Annotated in this window: 14 protein-coding genes; 7 read left to right on the top strand and 7 right to left on the bottom strand. The window is 67.2% G+C overall.

From position 1 onward, the window contains the following. Nucleotides 1-181 precede the first annotated feature (181 nt). Nucleotides 182-1,435 carry an MFS transporter gene (locus tag AC6CIE_RS21670; RefSeq protein ID WP_175124052.1) on the top strand — a complete coding sequence of 418 codons (1,254 nt, stop codon included), beginning with the start codon at nt 182-184 and terminating at the stop codon, nt 1,433-1,435. Nucleotides 1,436-1,448: 13 nt separating this feature from the next. Here AC6CIE_RS21670 and pgaD read toward each other — a convergent pair whose 3' ends face one another. The 4 genes from pgaD to pgaA are packed head-to-tail and all read right to left on the bottom strand — an operon-like array spanning nt 1,449 to nt 7,683. After that, on the bottom strand, nt 1,449-1,895 hold the full coding sequence (gene pgaD, locus AC6CIE_RS21665; RefSeq protein ID WP_498093909.1) for a poly-beta-1,6-N-acetyl-D-glucosamine biosynthesis protein PgaD: 447 nt from the start codon (nt 1,893-1,895) through the stop codon (nt 1,449-1,451). Further along, nucleotides 1,892-3,229, bottom strand: coding sequence for a poly-beta-1,6-N-acetyl-D-glucosamine synthase (gene pgaC / locus AC6CIE_RS21660; protein ID WP_191576948.1), 1,338 nt, complete (start codon nt 3,227-3,229; stop codon nt 1,892-1,894). Before pgaC ends, pgaD begins: the two co-directional genes overlap by 4 nt. Next, the gene (gene pgaB, locus AC6CIE_RS21655; protein WP_498093907.1) at nt 3,226-5,259 is read right to left on the bottom strand and encodes a poly-beta-1,6-N-acetyl-D-glucosamine N-deacetylase PgaB; all 2,034 of its coding nucleotides are present in this window, start codon (nt 5,257-5,259) and stop codon (nt 3,226-3,228) included. Before pgaB ends, pgaC begins: the two co-directional genes overlap by 4 nt. A gap of 21 nt (nt 5,260-5,280) precedes the next feature. Then, a complete protein-coding gene (gene pgaA, locus AC6CIE_RS21650) occupies nt 5,281-7,683 on the bottom strand; it encodes a poly-beta-1,6 N-acetyl-D-glucosamine export porin PgaA (protein ID WP_498093905.1) in 2,403 nt (800 codons plus the stop codon). Nucleotides 7,684-8,296: 613 nt separating this feature from the next. On the opposite strand from pgaA, the gene AC6CIE_RS21645 reads away from it, so the two are divergent. Then, entirely contained in the window at nt 8,297-9,526 is a 1,230-nt protein-coding gene (locus AC6CIE_RS21645; protein WP_175124057.1) for a GGDEF domain-containing protein, read from the top strand. Here the strand turns inward: AC6CIE_RS21645 and AC6CIE_RS21640 are convergent. Continuing rightward, entirely contained in the window at nt 9,516-11,432 is a 1,917-nt protein-coding gene (locus AC6CIE_RS21640) for a S9 family peptidase (protein WP_498093903.1), read from the bottom strand. The genes AC6CIE_RS21645 and AC6CIE_RS21640 overlap by 11 nt on opposite strands. 155 nt (nt 11,433-11,587) lie before the next feature. Between AC6CIE_RS21640 and AC6CIE_RS21635 the strand changes: the two genes are divergently transcribed. Beyond that, a complete protein-coding gene (locus AC6CIE_RS21635; protein ID WP_175124059.1) occupies nt 11,588-12,043 on the top strand; it encodes a BPTD_2524 family lipoprotein in 456 nt (151 codons plus the stop codon). A 17-nt stretch (nt 12,044-12,060) separates the two neighbouring features. Here AC6CIE_RS21635 and AC6CIE_RS21630 read toward each other — a convergent pair whose 3' ends face one another. Further along, nucleotides 12,061-12,483, bottom strand: a complete 423-nt coding sequence (locus AC6CIE_RS21630; protein WP_175124060.1) for a PaaI family thioesterase — start codon at nt 12,481-12,483, stop codon at nt 12,061-12,063. A 75-nt stretch (nt 12,484-12,558) separates the two neighbouring features. Here AC6CIE_RS21630 and dinB point away from each other — a divergent pair, with 75 nt between their 5' ends. After that, a complete protein-coding gene (gene dinB, locus AC6CIE_RS21625; RefSeq protein WP_498093901.1) occupies nt 12,559-13,656 on the top strand; it encodes a DNA polymerase IV in 1,098 nt (365 codons plus the stop codon). A 39-nt stretch (nt 13,657-13,695) separates the two neighbouring features. Here the strand turns inward: dinB and AC6CIE_RS21620 are convergent, their stop codons facing one another. After that, nucleotides 13,696-14,154, bottom strand: a complete 459-nt coding sequence (locus tag AC6CIE_RS21620) for a GatB/YqeY domain-containing protein (RefSeq protein WP_056569773.1) — start codon at nt 14,152-14,154, stop codon at nt 13,696-13,698. 148 nt (nt 14,155-14,302) lie between these two features. On the opposite strand from AC6CIE_RS21620, the gene hmpA reads away from it, so the two are divergent. From hmpA to AC6CIE_RS21605, 3 genes are all read left to right on the top strand, one after another. Next, the gene (hmpA, locus tag AC6CIE_RS21615) at nt 14,303-15,520 is read left to right on the top strand and encodes an NO-inducible flavohemoprotein (RefSeq protein WP_218343390.1); all 1,218 of its coding nucleotides are present in this window, start codon (nt 14,303-14,305) and stop codon (nt 15,518-15,520) included. Between the two features lie 59 nt (nt 15,521-15,579). Next, on the top strand, nt 15,580-16,017 hold the full coding sequence (locus AC6CIE_RS21610; RefSeq protein ID WP_175185039.1) for an Rrf2 family transcriptional regulator: 438 nt from the start codon (nt 15,580-15,582) through the stop codon (nt 16,015-16,017). A 107-nt stretch (nt 16,018-16,124) separates the two neighbouring features. Then, nucleotides 16,125-17,372 carry a D-amino acid dehydrogenase gene (locus AC6CIE_RS21605; RefSeq protein ID WP_239213870.1) on the top strand — a complete coding sequence of 416 codons (1,248 nt, stop codon included), beginning with the start codon at nt 16,125-16,127 and terminating at the stop codon, nt 17,370-17,372. Nucleotides 17,373-17,393: the final 21 nt, after the last annotated feature.

Raw genomic sequence — 17,393 nt, 5'->3', positions numbered from 1 at the left:
GTCACTTCCGACAAAAGGATGAGGAGGCGCCGGGAAGCGCATGGCGCCTATTCTGCCATTGGGTTGGCATAGCGGTTGTCACTTTCTCGACGAAAAATGGCAGATCGCGCCGGCGCCGGATTTCTACACTGATGCCTGGTTCCGGCGTGTGGCCGGCTTGTCCATTTTCTTCGTGCGACTCATGAACTCCGTCCAGAATCCCGCTGCCGGCCTGTCTGCCTCGACCTCTGCCGCAGGGTCGCCCGCCGCGGGATCGCCCGCCGCCTCCGATCCCTCCACCGCCTTCAAGGTGCTGGGCGCGATCAGCGTGGCGCATCTGATGAACGACATGATCCAGTCGATCCTGCTCGCCATCTATCCCATGCTCAAGGACTCGTTCAGCCTGACGTTCACGCAGATCGGGCTGATCACGCTGGTCTACCAGCTTGCCGCGTCGCTGCTTCAGCCGTTCATCGGTTTCTATACCGACCGGAACCCCAAGCCGTACTCGCTGCCCGTGGGCATGGGCTTCACGCTGGTGGGCTTGTTGATGCTGTCGACGGCGCCGTCGTTTGGCTGGCTGCTGGTGGCGGCGGTGCTGGTGGGCACGGGCTCGTCGGTGTTCCACCCGGAATCGTCGCGCGTGGCGCGCATGGCGTCGGGCGGGCGGCACGGGCTGGCGCAGTCGCTGTTCCAGGTGGGCGGCAATGTGGGGTCGGCGCTGGGGCCGCTGTTGGCCGCGCTGTTCATCATTCCGCATGGGCAGGGCAGCGTGGCGTGGTTCTCGCTGGCGGCGCTGTTCGGCATCGTGGTGCTGATGTGGATCGGGCGCTGGTATGGCGCCAACCGCGTGCTGCTCAAACCGCGTGCGCGGCGCGAGGGCGCGGGCAACGGGTTGACGCGCAATCAGGTGCTGGGCGCGTTGGGGGTGCTGGGCGTGCTGGTGTTCTCGAAATACTTCTACCTGGCCAGCCTGAACAGCTATTTCACCTTCTACCTCATCGACAAGTTCGCGCTGTCGGTGCGCGAGGCGCAACTGTATCTCTTCCTGTTTCTGGCTGCCGTCGCGGTGGGCACCGTGGTGGGCGGACCGGTCGGCGACCGCATCGGCCGCAAGATCGTGATCTGGGTGTCGATCCTGGGCGTGGCGCCTTTCACGCTGATGCTCCCGCACGCCAATCTCTTCTGGACGGGCGTGCTCGTCGTCATCATCGGCGTGGTGCTGGCGTCGGCCTTCTCCGCGATCGTGGTCTATGCCCAGGAGCTGGTTCCGGGCAAGGTGGGCATGATCGCGGGCCTGTTCTTCGGCTTTGCCTTCGGCATGGGCGGCCTGGGCGCTGCGGTGCTGGGCAGGGTGGCCGATGCCACCAGCATCGGCTACGTCTATCAGTTGTGTGCGTATCTGCCGCTGCTGGGCGTGGTGGCGATTCTGTTGCCGAAGATGCGGCGGGTGTAGGCCCGCCGTTCCGTCAGCCCGCCCGCAGCGATTGCAGGCGCGGCAGGCGGTGTTCGATGCCGTCGATCTGCCCCGCGCTGCCGTGGTGGATCACGGCGACGCGGGTGGCGCGCAGTTGCGTCAACTGGTCGGCGCTGACTTCAAAGCTCTTGGCCAGGCGCTGGTCGGTCAGCGGGCGGATCGCCTTGCGGCGGTCCTTGCCGCCGAAGCGGCGGTGGTTGTACACGGCCCACGCCACCAGCACCGCCGCGTTGACCACGGCCAGCACGGCGTAGCCCCACAAGGTCTGCACCGTCGGCAGAAAGACGGGCAACAGCGGCGCGTCCGGGCCGCTGGCGGCCCCGCGCAGAATGGCCAGGATGCCGGCGCCAAACAGGTAGACGAACGCGAACCAGCCAAAGGCGGTCAGCGCGAAGTCGAACAGATAGCCCGCGCGCGAGCGTTTCGTGGTGATGATCATGATGCCTCCGGTGATTTGATGCCGCGGTCGGGACTGGTCCAGCGGGCGCGCTGGGCCTGCTTGCGCAGCATGACCTTGGGGAAACTGACCAGCGTGGTGAAGAGGCTCACCATCCAGTAGGCCAGCGGATACCAGATGACCCAGTAGAGCGCGCGCGCCAGGCCCGGCTCATAGCGGCGGTCGATCAGGATGCTGACGGCGAACTGCAGCAGGCACACGACCGCCAGCATCATGCCGGTGAAGGCCGGGGGCAGCAGGCTGGCGATCTGCATGTTGTTGGGCAGCGCGACGACCTGGCTGACCAGCCACAGCACCACCGACAGCCCGAACGCGAATGCCCAGGCGGTCGACAGGCAGAATTCGGCCATCAGCGGCCACAGCCGGCGGTGGCGCCAGTTCCAGATCGAGCGCAGGTTCTTCAGGAACACTTCCGCGCCGCCCTGCGCCCAGCGCAGCCGCTGCTTCCACAGCCCCCGCAGGGTTTCGGGCATCAGAATCCAGCACAGGCCGCGCGGTTCGTAGAAGATGGACCAGTGGTCGCGCTGCAGCTTCCAGCTGATGTCGATGTCCTCGGTGATCATGTCCAGGCTCCAGTAGCCCGCGCGGTCCAGCGCCACGCGGCGGAACGCCGCGACGACGCCCGACACCGTGAAGACCTGCCCGTACACGCGCTGCGTGCGCTTGATGAGCCCGATGATCGAAGAGAACTCGCCAACCTGGATGCGCCCGATCAGCGTGGAGCGGGTGCGGATGCGCGGGTTGCCGGTGACGGCGCCGACGCGCGGGTTGTCGATCAGCGGCGCCACCAGATACGCGGCGGCATCGGGATCGAGCAGGGCGTCGCCGTCGATGCACACCAGGTATTCGCTGCGGGCCGCGAGCGCGCCCATGCGCAGCGCCATGGCCTTGCCCTGGTTCTGCGCCAGATGCACGACGCGCAGGCGCGAGTGTTCGGCGGCCATGCGGTCCAGCAGCGCGGCCGTGCCGTCGGTCGACCCGTCGTTGATGGCGATGACCTCGATGTGCGGATAGTTCTGGTTCAGCGCCGCCAGCAGGGTTTCTTCGCCGTTGTCGGCTTCGTTGAAGCACGGCACCAGAATCGACACCAGCGGCGAGCCGGCCAGTTCGGGCGGGGTGCGTTCAGCCCCCCATGCCCAGTGGCGCTCCCAGTGCCACCAGAAGTAGATGCCGCCCGCCATCCACATGCCGGACATGAAAAGCGGATAGAAGAATACGAAGCCCAGCAGCGCTTCGCCGGTCAGCATCAAGGTGAATCCAAACGGCGCGCCGAGCACCGCGCAGAGAATCAGCAGGGCAATCAATCGATCAGTCATTGGAGGGGATACCAGGCTTCGGAGATGGCGGGCCGGATGCCTTGCAACCGGGGCTGGTCTTGCGAGAAGTCGTCGGGGTAGTAGCCGAAGCTGCGGGCGCCGCGCAGTTGCAGGCGGCGCATCCAGCCGGCCAGCACGTCGGTGTCCACCGGTGTGGCGTCGGGCCGGCCGGGGCCGGTGCGCCAGTCGCGGCTTTGCAGTTCGAACACGGTCCTGGACAGCGCGCCGGGCCGGCGGGCGACGGTGTCGACCAGCGCGTCCAGCCACGCGTTTTCCTTGCCGGGCGCCACGTTTTCCATCAGCGGCATCGCCATCGGCGCGGTCCAGTCGTAGGCGGCCAGAAAGTCGTCCAGGTTCTGCGCGAACCAGGTTTCGCTTTCCGGATTCAGGATGGGCTGCGCGTAGATGTTGCGGGCCGTCTTGATCTGCGGTCCACGCACGGCGCGCACCTTCTCGGCGAGCGCCAGGGTGAAGTCCACCAGATGGCGGCTCTTGTAGCGGGTCCAGCGCTGCATCGTGTCCGGATCCGCACGAAGTTCCGCGATGCTGCCCGGCAACCCCGCCGCGCGGTACGCGGCCAGCGCGCCGGGGCTGGCGTCCTCGAAGTCCGACAGCAGCGCGTCGTCGTGGAACAGGATGCCGTCGAAGATCGCCTGGCGCGCCAGGTCTTCGTACAGATCGCCGATGCGCGCGCGCACGGTGGCGTCAAAGGGCGACAGGCGGAGGTACTGGTCCGGGTCGGGCGCCACCAGTCCGGTGTCCGGATCCCAGCGCTCGACGCGCGGCAAGGCCGGGTCCATGTCGAAGGCCAGCACGGGCATCCATGCGTAGACCATCACGTTGGCGCGGTTGTGCAGTTGCCAGGCGGCACGGTTGAAGAGGTCTGCGCGCATCGGCAGCCAGCGGTTCGGGAAGTACAGCGACTTCACCAGCCCATCGCCCTGCGGGTCGGAATAGGCCTGCAGGAACACCGTGTTGATCTGCATGTCCAGGATGCGCTGCACCAGCACGCCCAGGTTGCGGTCGGTCTGTTCCGGGTCCGGGTCGTAGACGTAGTCCAGATCGATGTGCGCGACGCGCATGAAGGGGGCGGCCTCCATGCCCACCACGCTGTTGGCAAAGGACTTGAGCGCCGGATCGCTGGCCAGCAGCATGCGCGGCGTGGACATCAGGCGGGACAGGCGCCCGGGGCCGTCTTCCAGCGTCAGCGCCATCTCGTAGCCGTTCTCGGCGGTGATGCGCAGCGTGGAGCCGCCTTCCGCGCCATAGGGCCAGACCCATACGCGGGGCTTCTTGCCGGTGGCCGCGCGGATCTTTTCCGTGATGGCGGCCACGTCGCGTCCCATGCGGGCGTCAAACTGCGCCTCGGTCTCGTACTGGCCGGTGCGCGCATCAAAGGCGCGGATGGCGGCGGCCGGCTCGGTGTTGCCCTGCGGATTGGCCACCGCGCCGTAGTGCGAGGCGTCCGTGTGCGCGGCGATTTCCACCAACCCGGAGCGCGAGATCTCGCGGATCTCGTCCCAGTTCAAAAAGCGGTCGCGGGCCTCGGGCGTGCCGCCGAAATCCACCGGGCGGTCGGACGGGGTGTCCATCCAGACGCCCACGGGCGCCAGCAGCGCCGGCCATCCGTAGGCTTTCAGGATGGGCAGCACGCGGGTATGGAAGCTGCGATAGCCGTCGTCGAACGACAGCAGCACGGCGCGGTCGGGCAGCGGCTTGCCGCCTTGCCGGGCGGCCAGGATCTGATCCACCGACACGGCCTCATAGCCGTTGGCGCGCAGCCAGGCCAGCTGTTCAGCGAGCCGGTCCGTGCGCACGCTGAGAAAGGCCTGATCGGGGTCGTCGTCTTCAACGTCGTGATAGGCCAGGGCCAGGAACTGGCCATTGACCCACGGTTTGTCGATGGCCGCGACCGGGCGTTCGGCGGGCGGCGTGTAGACGGGGATGTCCTTGGCGCAGGCGGTCAGCGCCAGAATCATGAGGAACAGGATGCCGGCCAGGAGCAGCCGGGTATGCAGTTTGAGCATCATGTCGTTTCCGGAAAAGCCAGGTCAGAAGCGGTAGGCAAGGTCGAAGACGACGCGCAGTTCACGCTCGCGCTCGCCGTCATAGGGCCGGCTGGTGCCGGTGACCATGAAGCCCATGTCCAGAACGTCGTTCGCGCGGTAGCGCTGGCCGTAGCCCAGCGCGACGACGCCGCCCGTGCCGTAGCCCTGCTGGCTGTAAGTGCCGGCGCCCAGCGTGCCGATCTGTTCCCATGCGGTTTCGTAGCGGCGGTGCAGCGTGTGCGTCAGCCGCACGCCGGGCAGGGCCAGGAAATCGGCGCTGGGGTTGAAGTAGGGCGCGTCGTCGCGGTTGTTGTGCTGGGTGGACAGGCCCAATTCCAGGTCGGCCTTCAGGTGCGGCGCGGTGTAGACACGCTCGCGGCCAGTCAGTGCGAATGCCCAACGGGTGTTGCCGTCGCTGAAACGGGACGGGGCGGCCGACAGGGTCCATTCGCGCCGCTCGTCGGCGCGCCAGCGCACGTACATCGACAGGCCGTTGGACGAGACGTCGTTGGTCAGCGCGCGCAGCGGCGTGTCGCGCGACAGGATTTCGGCCGAGCCGCCCACCTGCCAGTGGTCGTTCAGGTCGTAGGCGGCGGACAGCCGCGCGCCGGGCTTGACGCCGTGGCCGTAGTCGTTGGTGGAGACTTCGCCTTCCACCGTCAGATCGCGCACGCGCCATTCCACGCCGGTGCGCAGCCAGCGGTAGATGCCGCGGCCTTCCTCGAAGTCACCCGATGCGTAGCCGCCGCCGCCAAAGACGCGCCAGTCGTAGCCCATGGGCGGGGAATACAACACCGCGTCGATGCCGAAATCGCCGTTGCCGGTGACCGGACTGTCCGAGGCCAGGCCGCGGTAGCCGGTGATGCGCAGCTCGGCCTTGCGGTGGACCTCCCACTCGCGGGCCAGCCGCCGGCTGGTCAGGTTTTCGGGCGAGCGGGCCAGCGTGTCGGCGGATAGCGCTTCGGCCTGACGCCATTCCTGCAGGTCCATCGCCGTGAAGCCCTGGCCGTTCTCCACCGCCAGGTCGCGCGGCGCCAGCGTTTCGGCCAGCTTCAGTTCGATTTCCGACGCGCGGGGCTGCGAGCGGACGCGGTGGACGGTGGCCAGATCGCTGCGCAGCGCGGAATTGTTGGGCGCCTGCTGCACCATCTGCGCCAGGCGCTGGTGGGCCTCGATGGTGTCGTCGGCCTGAAGGTGCGTGGCGGCCAGCGTCTGGCGGCTTTCCAGGTTCAGGTCGTTGGGCATGCGCGTGGCCTGGCCCTTGTAGTAAAGCCAGGGGGCGTAGCCGGCCTGGACGGCGTCCGTGATCGGGGGCGTTTCGTCGAATTGTTCGCCTTCGGCCAGCGCGTAGTACAGGCCGGTCTGCGTGGCCAGACGCTGCGCCGGATCGTCGCCGGGCGCGCTGTCGCTGGCGGCCACCTGCCGGTACAGGTCGCGGGCGCGCTCGGGCTGGCGCAGGTACAGATAGGCGGAGGCCACGTCGCTCAGCGCGTAGCGCGGTACGTCGATGCCTTCGGCCAGCAGCGCCTCGTACTCCTGGATCAGCGTCTGCATCTGCACCCGGGCGTGCAGGGCGTGCAGGCGGTCGATGCGGGCGCGCAGCACGTCGGCGCGGGCGTCGTCGCCCAGTTTGCGCCAATCGGCAATCGCGGCGTCGTAGCCGGCCAGCGCGCGGTCGGCGATGGCAAACCGTTCGGCCTCGCCGCGCGCGGGCATGGCCGCCAGCCGCGCCTCCTGCGCCAGTGCGTCGGCCTGCAGGGCGCGCATCTGGGCGGGGGTAAACAGCGTTTCATGGCGACGCGCCCAGTCCAGCGCCACGTCGGCCATGCGCGCGCTCTGAAGCGCCCGGATGTATTCGCGCAGCACGTAGGGCGTGGCGGGCGCCAGCGCCAGTGCCTGGTCGGCCTGATGCAGGGCTTCAAATGGTTGGGACTGGCGCGCGTAGACGTAGCTGAGCGCCAGCCGGGCGTCGGCGTCGCGCGGCTGACGGGCGATGCGTTTCTCGCCTGCGGCGATCGCGGCTGGGAATTGCCCGGCGTCCGCCAGCGTCATGATCTCGCCCGCCGCGAAGGCGGCTTCGCCTGGATGGCGGCGCATCCCCTGGCGGTAGGCGTCGAGCGCCTGCGGCCAGCGCTGCTGGTCGCGGTAGGCCCGCGCCACGGCCAATTGGACGTTGGCCGGCAGCACGGCGCCGGCCGGCAGCGTCTCGTACGCGACGATGGCTTCGTCAGGCTTGCCCGCCCAGCCGGCGATGACGATCCGGTCGTAAACGGGCCGCATGCCCGCGGCGCTGCCCTGCGCGCGCAGCATTTCCAGCGCAGGTTCGTAGTCGCCGGCGCGAGCGCGCTCGATCAGCGCGTCGTAGTGGCTTGACGGGGCGGCCAGCGTCAGCACGGGCGCGAGCATTGCGCTGGCCGCCATCAAGTTCAGTCTGGGTCCAACGGCGTTTGACCGCCTGGTTCGTTCGATTGGCATCTGTATGACATCCGCAGTGGCAATTCGGGGCGTCCATGGCTCCGCCACGCCGGACGGGCGCGAGCACCCGGCAAGGGCGGCCGCAGGCGAACCAGGCGCCTGCAGCGCGGAAATGAACGTTTGATTGGGACTTGCGCGGCGCCCGCTACGGGGACCTTCGCACTCGCGCTATCGGAGTGCATGGCTAGTACGCGCCACGCCCGTTGGGCGTGATCGCGGCGCTTATGCTGCGCCATCGACGGATGGAACTTTACGGAAGATTGCCCAAGTTAACTGTCAATTACTGCAAAGGGGGCGTCACGGCGAAGGCGCCTTGGCGTATTCTCTCGTCGCAGGCCGTGCAATCGTCTTGGCGCGGCGGTAAAGGTTCTGGTCGGACGGACGCGCGGTGCCCAACAGGGCAAACGTCATGCGCGTCCTTTCGCCATTCTCGTAACAAAAAGCATCAAGAATGCTGACGTGTAACGCGCTTTGCTTGCGCGAACCCAGTGCAACTGCAGTCCCAACGGCGGGGCGGGCCGACAAGCCTGAGCCCGAGCGAACCATGACGACTAGCTTGTTTTTCCTGATGTGGGGCCTGGCCACGGCGCTGGCGTTGCCGTTGCTGCTGCCCTTTCACGTCCGCGGCGTCGAAGGCGTGCCTGCGTTCATGGCGGCCAACGCGCTGGCCGTGCTGTCTCTGCTGGCCTACGCGTCGGCCGAGATGATCCCGCCCGCCGCCTATGTGATGGTGTCCAACGCCGCCTGGGCCTGTTCCGCCGCGCTGGTGTACATCGGCGTGCGCCAGTTCTTCGGCATGCATCCGCATATCCTGCGCACCACCTTGTTGTGCTCGCTCTGCACCTTCGGCTTTGCCCTGCTGCTGTACCGCAGCGACAGCCTGGTGTGGCGCATGGTGCTGTATTCCGTCTACACCTGCGTGCTGATGGCAGCGACCGGCGCCGTCATCTTCCGGCAGCGCAGGCGCATCAAGACGAAAGGCGTCGTGCTGTATCTGCTGCTGGCATTTTTCGGGGTGGTGGCGTTGCACGCGCTGCGCGGATATGTCTACGGCGCGGGCGTGGAGACGCCGGTGTCGCTGCTGCAGCCGTCGGCGTGGAGCCTCTTTTTCATTGTGTGCGGCTCGGTCACGGTGCCCGGACTCTTCCTGGCGCTGCTCTTCATGATCCAGACCAGCCAGGCGGAAAAGATGCAGGCCGCGCTGACATTCGACAGCCTGACGCAAGCCTATTCGCGGCGCAGCATCATGGACGAGCTTGAACACGAGCTGCTGCGCTGTGAGCGCACGGGCGGCAAGCTGGCGGTGCTGGTGCTGGACATCGATCACTTCAAATCCATCAACGACCGCTACGGCCACGCGGGCGGCGACACCGCGCTGCGTCACTTCGCGCGCGTGGTGCAGAATGCGGTCCGGTCGAGCGATCGCTTCGGCCGCCTGGGCGGCGAGGAGTTCGTGCTGCTGATGTACGACTGCGATCCGGCGAGCGCGCTGGTGCAGGCGCAGCGCGTCTGCGACGCCTTGCGCGACATGCCGCTCTATCTGCAGGGGCTGGAAGTGCAGCTGACCACAAGCGGCGGGCTGGCGTCCTATCAGCCGGGCGACAGCGCCGACGTCATCCTGGCGCGGGCCGACGTGGCGTTGTACCGGGCCAAGGAGCAGGGGCGGGACCGCGTGGAAATGGCCTGGAGCGGCCGCGGCGTCGTCAAGACAAGCGGCGGCCTGCCGGCCGCCGCGAATGCCCTGGAAGCGGAAACCGCAGGGACTACGGCTTGAGGTGTTCCGTCAGGAACTTCTCCATGGCCTCGTAGAACTCGAACTTGTTCTCGTCGTTGTGAAAGCCATGGCCTTCGTTGTCTTTGACCATGTATTCCACGTCCACACCGCGGGCCTTGAGCGCTGCCACCATCTGGTCGCTCTCGTCCTTGATCACGCGCGGATCCTTGGCGCCCTGCGCGACGAGCAGCGGCGTCTTGATCTTGTCCGCGTGCAGCGCCGGTGAAGTTGCGGTCAGGCGGTCGCGGTCGCGCACCGGGTCGCCCACCATGTCCTGCATCTTGTCCAGCATGGGTTTCCAGTACGGCGGAATGGACTTCATGAACGTGAAGAGGTTCGATACGCCCACGTAGTCCACGGCCGCGGCGTACAGGTCCGGCGTGAAGGCCACGCCGGCCAGCGTGGCGTAGCCGCCGTAGCTGGCGCCATAGATGCCGATGCGCTTGGGGTCGGCGATGCCTTGCTCGACCAGCCATTGCACGCCGTCGGTGATGTCGTCCTGCATCTTCAGGCCCCATTCCCCGAAGCCGGCTTCCCAGAAGTCGCGGCCGTAACCGGTGGACCCGCGGAAGTTCATCTGCAGCACGCAGAAACCGCGGTTGGCCAGGAATTGCACTTCGGGGTTGTAGCCCCAGCCGTCGCGGGCCCACGGGCCGCCGTGCGGATTGACGACGCAGGCCAGGTTCTTGGGGTCGCGGCCGGCGGGCAGCGTGAGGTAACCATGGATGGTCCGGCCGTCGCGACTTTGATAGCTGATGGGCTGCACCCGCGACATGTCAGCTTCGGGGATGGCCGGGTTCAGGTCCGCCAGCTTGGTCAGCGTGCCGGCCACGGCGTCGTAGATGTAGCGCGCGCCGGGCGTGCGGTCGTTGTAGGCCGCCACGATGAACTTGTTCTCGTCGCGGTTGCCGCCCTGGATGACGACGTCGTAACCCGGCAGGAGATCGGCAAGCGTCTTGTACAGCGCTTCGGTTTCCGCGTCGAAGAACTTGTATTGCGGCTTGTCGGTCTGGTAGGACGCCACGGTCAGCACGCGGCGCTTGCGCGAGAACGCGGCGCCGTCCAGGTCGACGGCCTCGGGCGTGAAGATGACATCCTCGGCGTCCGGCGTGGCCGGGTCGATGACGACCAGCGAGAGCTTGTCGCGATTGCGGTTGCTCAGCGCGTAGAACTTCTTGTCGTCGAACGTGAAGAATGCGGGGCTGACGCTGGTGCGGTAGTCGGTGGTGATGAGCGGGCGGAAGTCGGACGCTTCGTCGTCGCGGTAGAGCAGGGTGGTGTTCAGCCCGTCGCTGGCGACGGCGGCGCGCACCTTGCCCGCGTGGTCGGTCTGCCAGCCGACGATGTTGCCCGGATTCTGCGCCACCAGCACAGCCGCGCCGGTGTGGACGTTGACGCGGTAGACGTCGAAGACCTCGGGGTTGCGCTGGTTGTGGCTGATCAGCACGTGGTCGGGGTCGTCTTCGAGGTCGTCCTCGATGCCGGCGCGCACGCCCTCGTACGGGGTCAGGTCCGTGATCTTGCCGGTCTTGGCGTTGACGGCCAGGACGTGGAAGTTTTCGTCGCCGCCAAAGTCCTTCTGGTACAGCACCACGTCCGGGCCTTTCCAGAAATAGCCGCTGATGTCGCGCGCGGTCTCGCTGGTCAGCTGGCGCGGCTCGCCCACGAGCTGGCTGCCTTGCAGCGGCTGCACGTAGATGTTCATGCGGGCGGGGTTGCCGTCCACGCTGGTGGGCTGCATGAACGATAGCGTCTGGCCGTCGTCGGCCAGCCGGAAATAGCCGCGCTCGGGATTGCGGAAGAAATCTTTCAGGGGATAGGCGCGGGGAGGCGGCTGCGTGGCGCAGGCACCCAGGGAGGCGCCGACGATGCCGGCAGCCAGGACGGTGCGCAGAAATGAGAACAAGGGGAAACCTCCGTGATGTCGATCCGCGTTGCAAATAGGCTGGTCGATAATGCCATAGCCGCGCAAGGGGTGTCGAACCGGCCCCGCCGATCCGGCGCCACTTATGCCGCCAGGCGGTTTGCGGGATAATCGCGGCACTTCTTCTGGAGATTTACATGTACAGGAATCTGGTCGCGGCCTCGGCGCTGGCCCTGGGGCTGGCCGGCTGCTCGCTCGGCATTTCGCCGGACAGCGCGTCGCCGCACAGCGAATTCAAGGCGCCGGTGGCCTTCAAGGACGCCTACGATGCGGTCATCCGCCAGTCCAACGCGTGCCTGCGCAGCACCGACAACGCCTACCGCGTCGTTTCCGACCTGAACGAAAGCGCGCAATCCGGTGTGGTGCGCGTGCTGGCGCCGTATTCCGATCGCGAGATGTCGCGCGTTGACCTGAAGTCCGAGGGGCCGAAGTCCACGGACGTGCGCATCGTGATGTGGGGCAAGGGCACGTGGGACCCCGCTGCCATGCGCGCGATGCAGGACGCGGTGTATTACGGGTTGGTGTCGTGCAGCACGTACATGCCGCTGGATCCGCGCCCGCCCGTCAAGCCGACGCGCGACCTGCCGAAATAAGGCAGGACGAAAAAAGATCAGTCGCCGCCCGGACGGCGGCGGATGATCTTGAAGGTGGCGGTGGCGCGCGCCACCAGTTCACCGTCGGCGCGGCGGATGTCGCCCTCACAGAAGGCGATGGACGCGCCGCGGCGCAGGCAACGCGCTTCGATGACCAGGTCGCCCGTGCCGGGAGACAGGAACGTGGTGTTCATGTCGATGGTGGCCATGCCCTCGGTGGCGTCCGCGGAGCCGCGTGCGGCGGCGCTCAGGGTGAAGTCCAGCACGCTCATCAGCGTGCCGCCGTGCACGTCGCCGCGGCTGTTGGTCAGGTCTTCGCGCCACGGCAGCGTCGTGCGGGCATAGGCGGGCGCGATGCTTTCCGGCACCAGGCCGATGAAACTCATGAAGGGAATGGTCAGGCCGAAATAGTCGGTTTTGGCGGAGGCGGGTGCAGTCATGGAACCGTCGTGGGCGAGAAGGGATAGCGGATTGCCGCCGGTCATAATATATGTTTTTGCCACGGGATTGAGGTCATGACGGGGCAGGCGTCGGCGCAGTCTGCGCGCAAAATCGTGCATGTGGACATGGATGCGTTTTACGCGTCCGTGGAGCAGCGCGACAATCCCGACCTGCGCGGCAAGCCAGTGGTGGTGGCCTGGACCGGACCGCGCTCGGTCGTGTGCGCGGCGTCCTACGAAGCGCGGCGCTACGGCATCCATTCCGCCATGTCGGCCATCAAGGCCGAACGCCTCTGTCCGCACGCGATCTACGTGCCGCCCGATTTCAACCGCTACCGCGACGTGTCGCGACAGGTGCGGCAGATCTTCGCCCGACATACCGACCTGATCGAACCCTTGTCGCTCGACGAGGCCTACCTGGACGTGACGGTCAACAAATGCGGGCTGCCATCGGCCACCGAGGTGGCGCAGGTGATTCGCCAGCAGATCCGCGAGGAAACCGGACTGACCGCGTCGGCCGGTGTAGCCCCGAACAAATTCCTGGCCAAGATCGCGTCGGACTGGAACAAGCCCGACGGCATTTTTGTGGTGCGGCCCAGCAAGGTGCTGGCGTTCCTGGAGCCCTTGCCCGTGCGCAAGGTGCCGGGCGTGGGCAAGGTCACGCAGGCGCGCCTGGAGCAGCTTGGCATCCAGACCGTGGGCGACCTGGCCACGCACAGCGCGCAGGAGCTGGAGCACTACTTCGGCCGCTATGGCCGGCGGCTGTACGAGCTGGCGCGCGGCATCGACGAACGCGAGGTCCAGACCGACCAGCCGTTGCAACAGGTGTCGGCCGAAACCACGTTTTCCAACGACGTCCGGCTGGAGGCCGTGGGCGACGCCCTGGACCGCATGGCGGAAAAGGTGTGGGATCAGGCGCTGAAGAAGGGCGCCTTGGGACGCACGGTGGTGCTCAAGCTGAAGACCGACCGCTTCCGCATCCTGACGCGCAGCCAGACCTGCGCCCAGCCGCCAACGTCCGCCATGGAGTTGGCCGCGCTGGCACGGCTGCTGTGCGATCGCGTGGAACTGCCGCCGGACACGCTGTACCGGCTGGCGGGGGTGGGGATGAGCAACTTCGCAGATCCGGGCGAGCAGTCGCGCCAGCCGGATCTGTTTGGAGGGGCCTTCTAAAGCCGGGCCCTATGGGATGCGGGCCCGACAACGCGACCTTTACAGGCGGGCCTTCACTTGTTGCGACAGCGCCGTCATGTCGGCGCGGCCGGCCAGCTTCTGCTTCAGGATTGCCATCACCTTGCCCATCGCGGGCGCGCCCGTCACGCCTTGCGCGGCGACTTCAGCCAGTGCGGCGTCGATGGCGGCGGCCACTTCCTCGGGGGTGGCGGCCTGGGGCAGGAATTCCTGCAGCACGGCCAGTTCGCCCTTTTCCTGCTCGGCGGTTTCCGTGCGGCCGGCCTGCTCGAACGCGGCGATCGACTCGCGGCGCTGCTTGACCTGCTTTTCGATGATGGCGGTAATTTCGGCGTCGGACAGGTCGCGGCGTTCGTCGACTTCCTTCTGCTTGACGGCGGCCAGCAGGAAACGCAGCGTGGTCAGGCGCTCGCTGGCCTTGGCGCGCATCGCGTCCTTGACGGCGTCGGACAGGCGGGTCTTGAGCGTAGCAGTGCTCATCGGTAAACCTTTGTGGTGTTGCGGTAATCGGGAAGTGTAAACCGGGCCGGGGCACGACGTCGCCAAGCCGATTTCGCCGTTCGGATTTAAAGATGTATTATGAATATATGTTTAAAGGCGAGCCCGTTCGCCATTCAAGGAGCAGTTGATGTTGAGCCCCCAAATCCGCGAGCTGGTCAAGGCCACGGCCCCTGTCCTGAAGGTTCATGGCGTCGCCCTGACCAAGCATTTCTACGCGCGCATGTTCCAGCACAATCCGGAACTCAAGCACGTGTTCAACCAGGCCCACCAGGCGGGCGGCGCGCAGCAGCATGCGCTGGCCGGCGCGGTGACCGCGTATGCCGAGCACATCGACGATCCCTCGGTGCTGATGCCGGTGGTGACGCGCATCGTGCACAAGCACGTCAGCCTGGGCATCCGGCCCGAACACTACGCCATCGTGGGCAAGCATCTGCTGGCTTCCATCCGTGAAGTGCTGGGCGATGCCGCCACCGACGAGCTTGTCGATGCCTGGGGCGCGGCCTATGGCCAACTGGCGGACCTGCTGATCGCCGAAGAGGCGCGTCTGTATGCGGAATCGGCCAACAAGCCGGGCGGCTGGACGGGCTGGCGCGCGTTCCGCGTTGTGGGCAAGCAGCCCGAAAGCGCCGAAATCACTTCTTTCTACCTGGCCCCTGCAGACGGCGGCACCGTGCCGGCATACCGCCCGGGTCAATACGTGTCCGTGCGCGTGTTCGTGCCGGAACTGGGCTTGATGCAACCGCGCCAATACAGCCTGTCGGACGCACCGGGCCACGATCGCCTGCGCATCTCGGTCAAGCGCGAGCCGGCCGGCGATCAGACGCCGGCGGGCCGCGTGTCCAACGCGCTGCACGACCGTCTGGAAGAGGGCGGCGTGCTGGACGTGGCGCCGCCGCAAGGTGATTTCCACCTGCGCGAAGACGGCGATGCCCCCGTCGTGCTGCTGAGCGGTGGCGTGGGCCTGACGCCCATGGTGTCGATCCTGAACCACCTGGTGCGCGCCAACGACGAACGCCAGATCCGCTTCGTGCACGGCTGCCGCAACCGCTCGGTGCACGCCATGCGCGAGCACGTGAACGACATTACGGCGTCGCGCGCCAACGTGCGCAAGGCGGTGTTCTACGAAGAGGTGGGCCACGGCGACCAGGCCGGCCGCGACTACGACCACACGGGGCGCGTCGACCTGCACGCCATTCGCGATGAAGCCATCGTCCCCGGCGCCGATTACTACCTGTGTGGACCGGCGGCCTTCATGCGTGCCCAGCGTGAAGCGTTGCTGGGGCTGGGCGTGGCCGAAGACCGCATCCACGCCGAGGCGTTCGGCACTGGCGGCCCCGGCGCCTGAGCGGTGTATCCTGGCGGCCTGATGTTTCCGGGCCGCCCGGGCCACGCTCCCCACCCATCATGCAACTGAACCGATTCACCGACTTCGGCCTGCGCGTCCTGATGTATCTGACGCAATGCCGCGACCGGCCCGTCGCCGTCACGATTCCCGAGATCGCGGATCGCTTCGGCCTGTCCCGCAATCATCTGGTGAAGGTGGTGCACTTCATGTCGCAGCGCGGCTGGGTCAGCACCACGCGCGGCAAGGGCGGCGGGCTCAGCCTCGCCCGTCCCGCCACGGAGTACCGGGTGGGCGATTTGGTGCGGGAACTCGAACAGCAGGGCCCCCTGATCGATTGCCGCGAACCGCCCTGTGCCCTGGATGGCGTGTGCCGGCTGTCCGGCGTGCTGGCGAAGACCCTGCAGGCGTTCTACGACACGCTCAATGGCTACACGCTGGCCGATCTGGTCCGCGAACCCACCGCCGCCGCCATCATCAAGCTGCATCGGGTGGCCTGAAGCCCCGGGCATGATGTTTGGTTATGGCCCCTGCGGCGTTTGGCATTTGCCGGCGCGGGGGCGGCCGTTACAGAATGGGCCCGTTCGCGGTCTTCTTGGATAACGGTATGCGCGTTTGTGTGATCGGCGCCGGCGTGGTCGGTGTGACGTCGGCCTATTTCCTGGCGCGCCAGGGACATGAGGTGGTGCTGGTCGACAGCCAGCCCCGCCCGGCGGAAGTCTCCAGCTATGCCAACGGCGGCCAGCTCAGCTACAGCTATGTGGCGCCGCTTGCCGGGCCTGGCGTGCTGCCCAGCGTGCCGGGATGGCTGCTGCGCCATGACTCGCCGCTGCGATTCCGGCCCCGGCTGGACCCGCATCAATGGCGCTGGTGCCTGCAGTTCGCGCTGGCCTGCCGCGCATCGGTGGCCAAGGCGTCCACCGCGCAGATGCTGACGCTGTCCTACCTTAGCCGCGACGTCATGCATTCGCTGCTGGAACAGGAAGACCTGGCGTTCGGCCACCTGAAGAACGGCAAGCTCATTGCGTACCGCAGCCCCGATCTGCTGGAAAAGGCGCGCGCGCTGGTGGCCTACCAGGCGGCGCACGGCGCAGACCAACAGGTGCTGGACGCCGCGCAGGCCGTGGCGCGCGAACCCGCGCTGGCCGGCATGGGCGCCAGCCTGGCGGGCGCCATCTATACCCCCAGCGAAGAAGCCGGCGACTGCCGGCAGTTCACCGAAGCGCTGTTCGACCGTCTGCAAACGATGGGTAACGTGCAGTGCGCCATGTCCAACCCCGTCTCCGGCCTGCAGCGCGAAGGCCGCCGCATCGTCGCGGTCAATACGCGCGACGGCGACATCGGCGCGGATGCCGTGGTGCTGGCCACCGGCATCGGCACGCGGGCGTTGCTCGGTCCCCTGGGCCACGACGTGCCGCTCTATCCCTTGAAGGGCTACAGCCTGACCGTGCCGCTGGCGCCGGACGACACCGTGGCGCCCCGCATCAGCGTCACCGATTACGAACGGCGCATCGTCTACGCCCGCGTGGGCGGCGTGCTGCGGATCGCGGCCATGGTGGACATCGGCAGCAACAACGCCGACATCGACCCGGCGCGCATCAGTCTGCTCAAGCAGCAGGTGCTCGAAGCTTTCCCGCAGCTCGACCTGCGTCAGGCCATTCCGTGGGCGGGCCTGCGCCCGGCCACGCCGACCGGCAAGCCGCTGATCGGCCGCAGCCCCGCGGCGGACAATCTGTGGTTGAACGTGGGGCAGGGGGCGTTGGGCTTCACCTTGTCCTGCGGCAGCGCGGCGTTGCTGACCGCGCAGATGGGGGGAATGGAGTTGCCGCTGGACCCGGCGCCGTTCAAGCCCTGACCGCTAAGCCCGAACCTGGAG

This window comes from Achromobacter sp. GQ309, from assembly GCF_059759315.1.
Note: the sequence above shows the minus strand (reverse complement) of the source record. Positions and strands in the feature narration are given on the sequence as shown.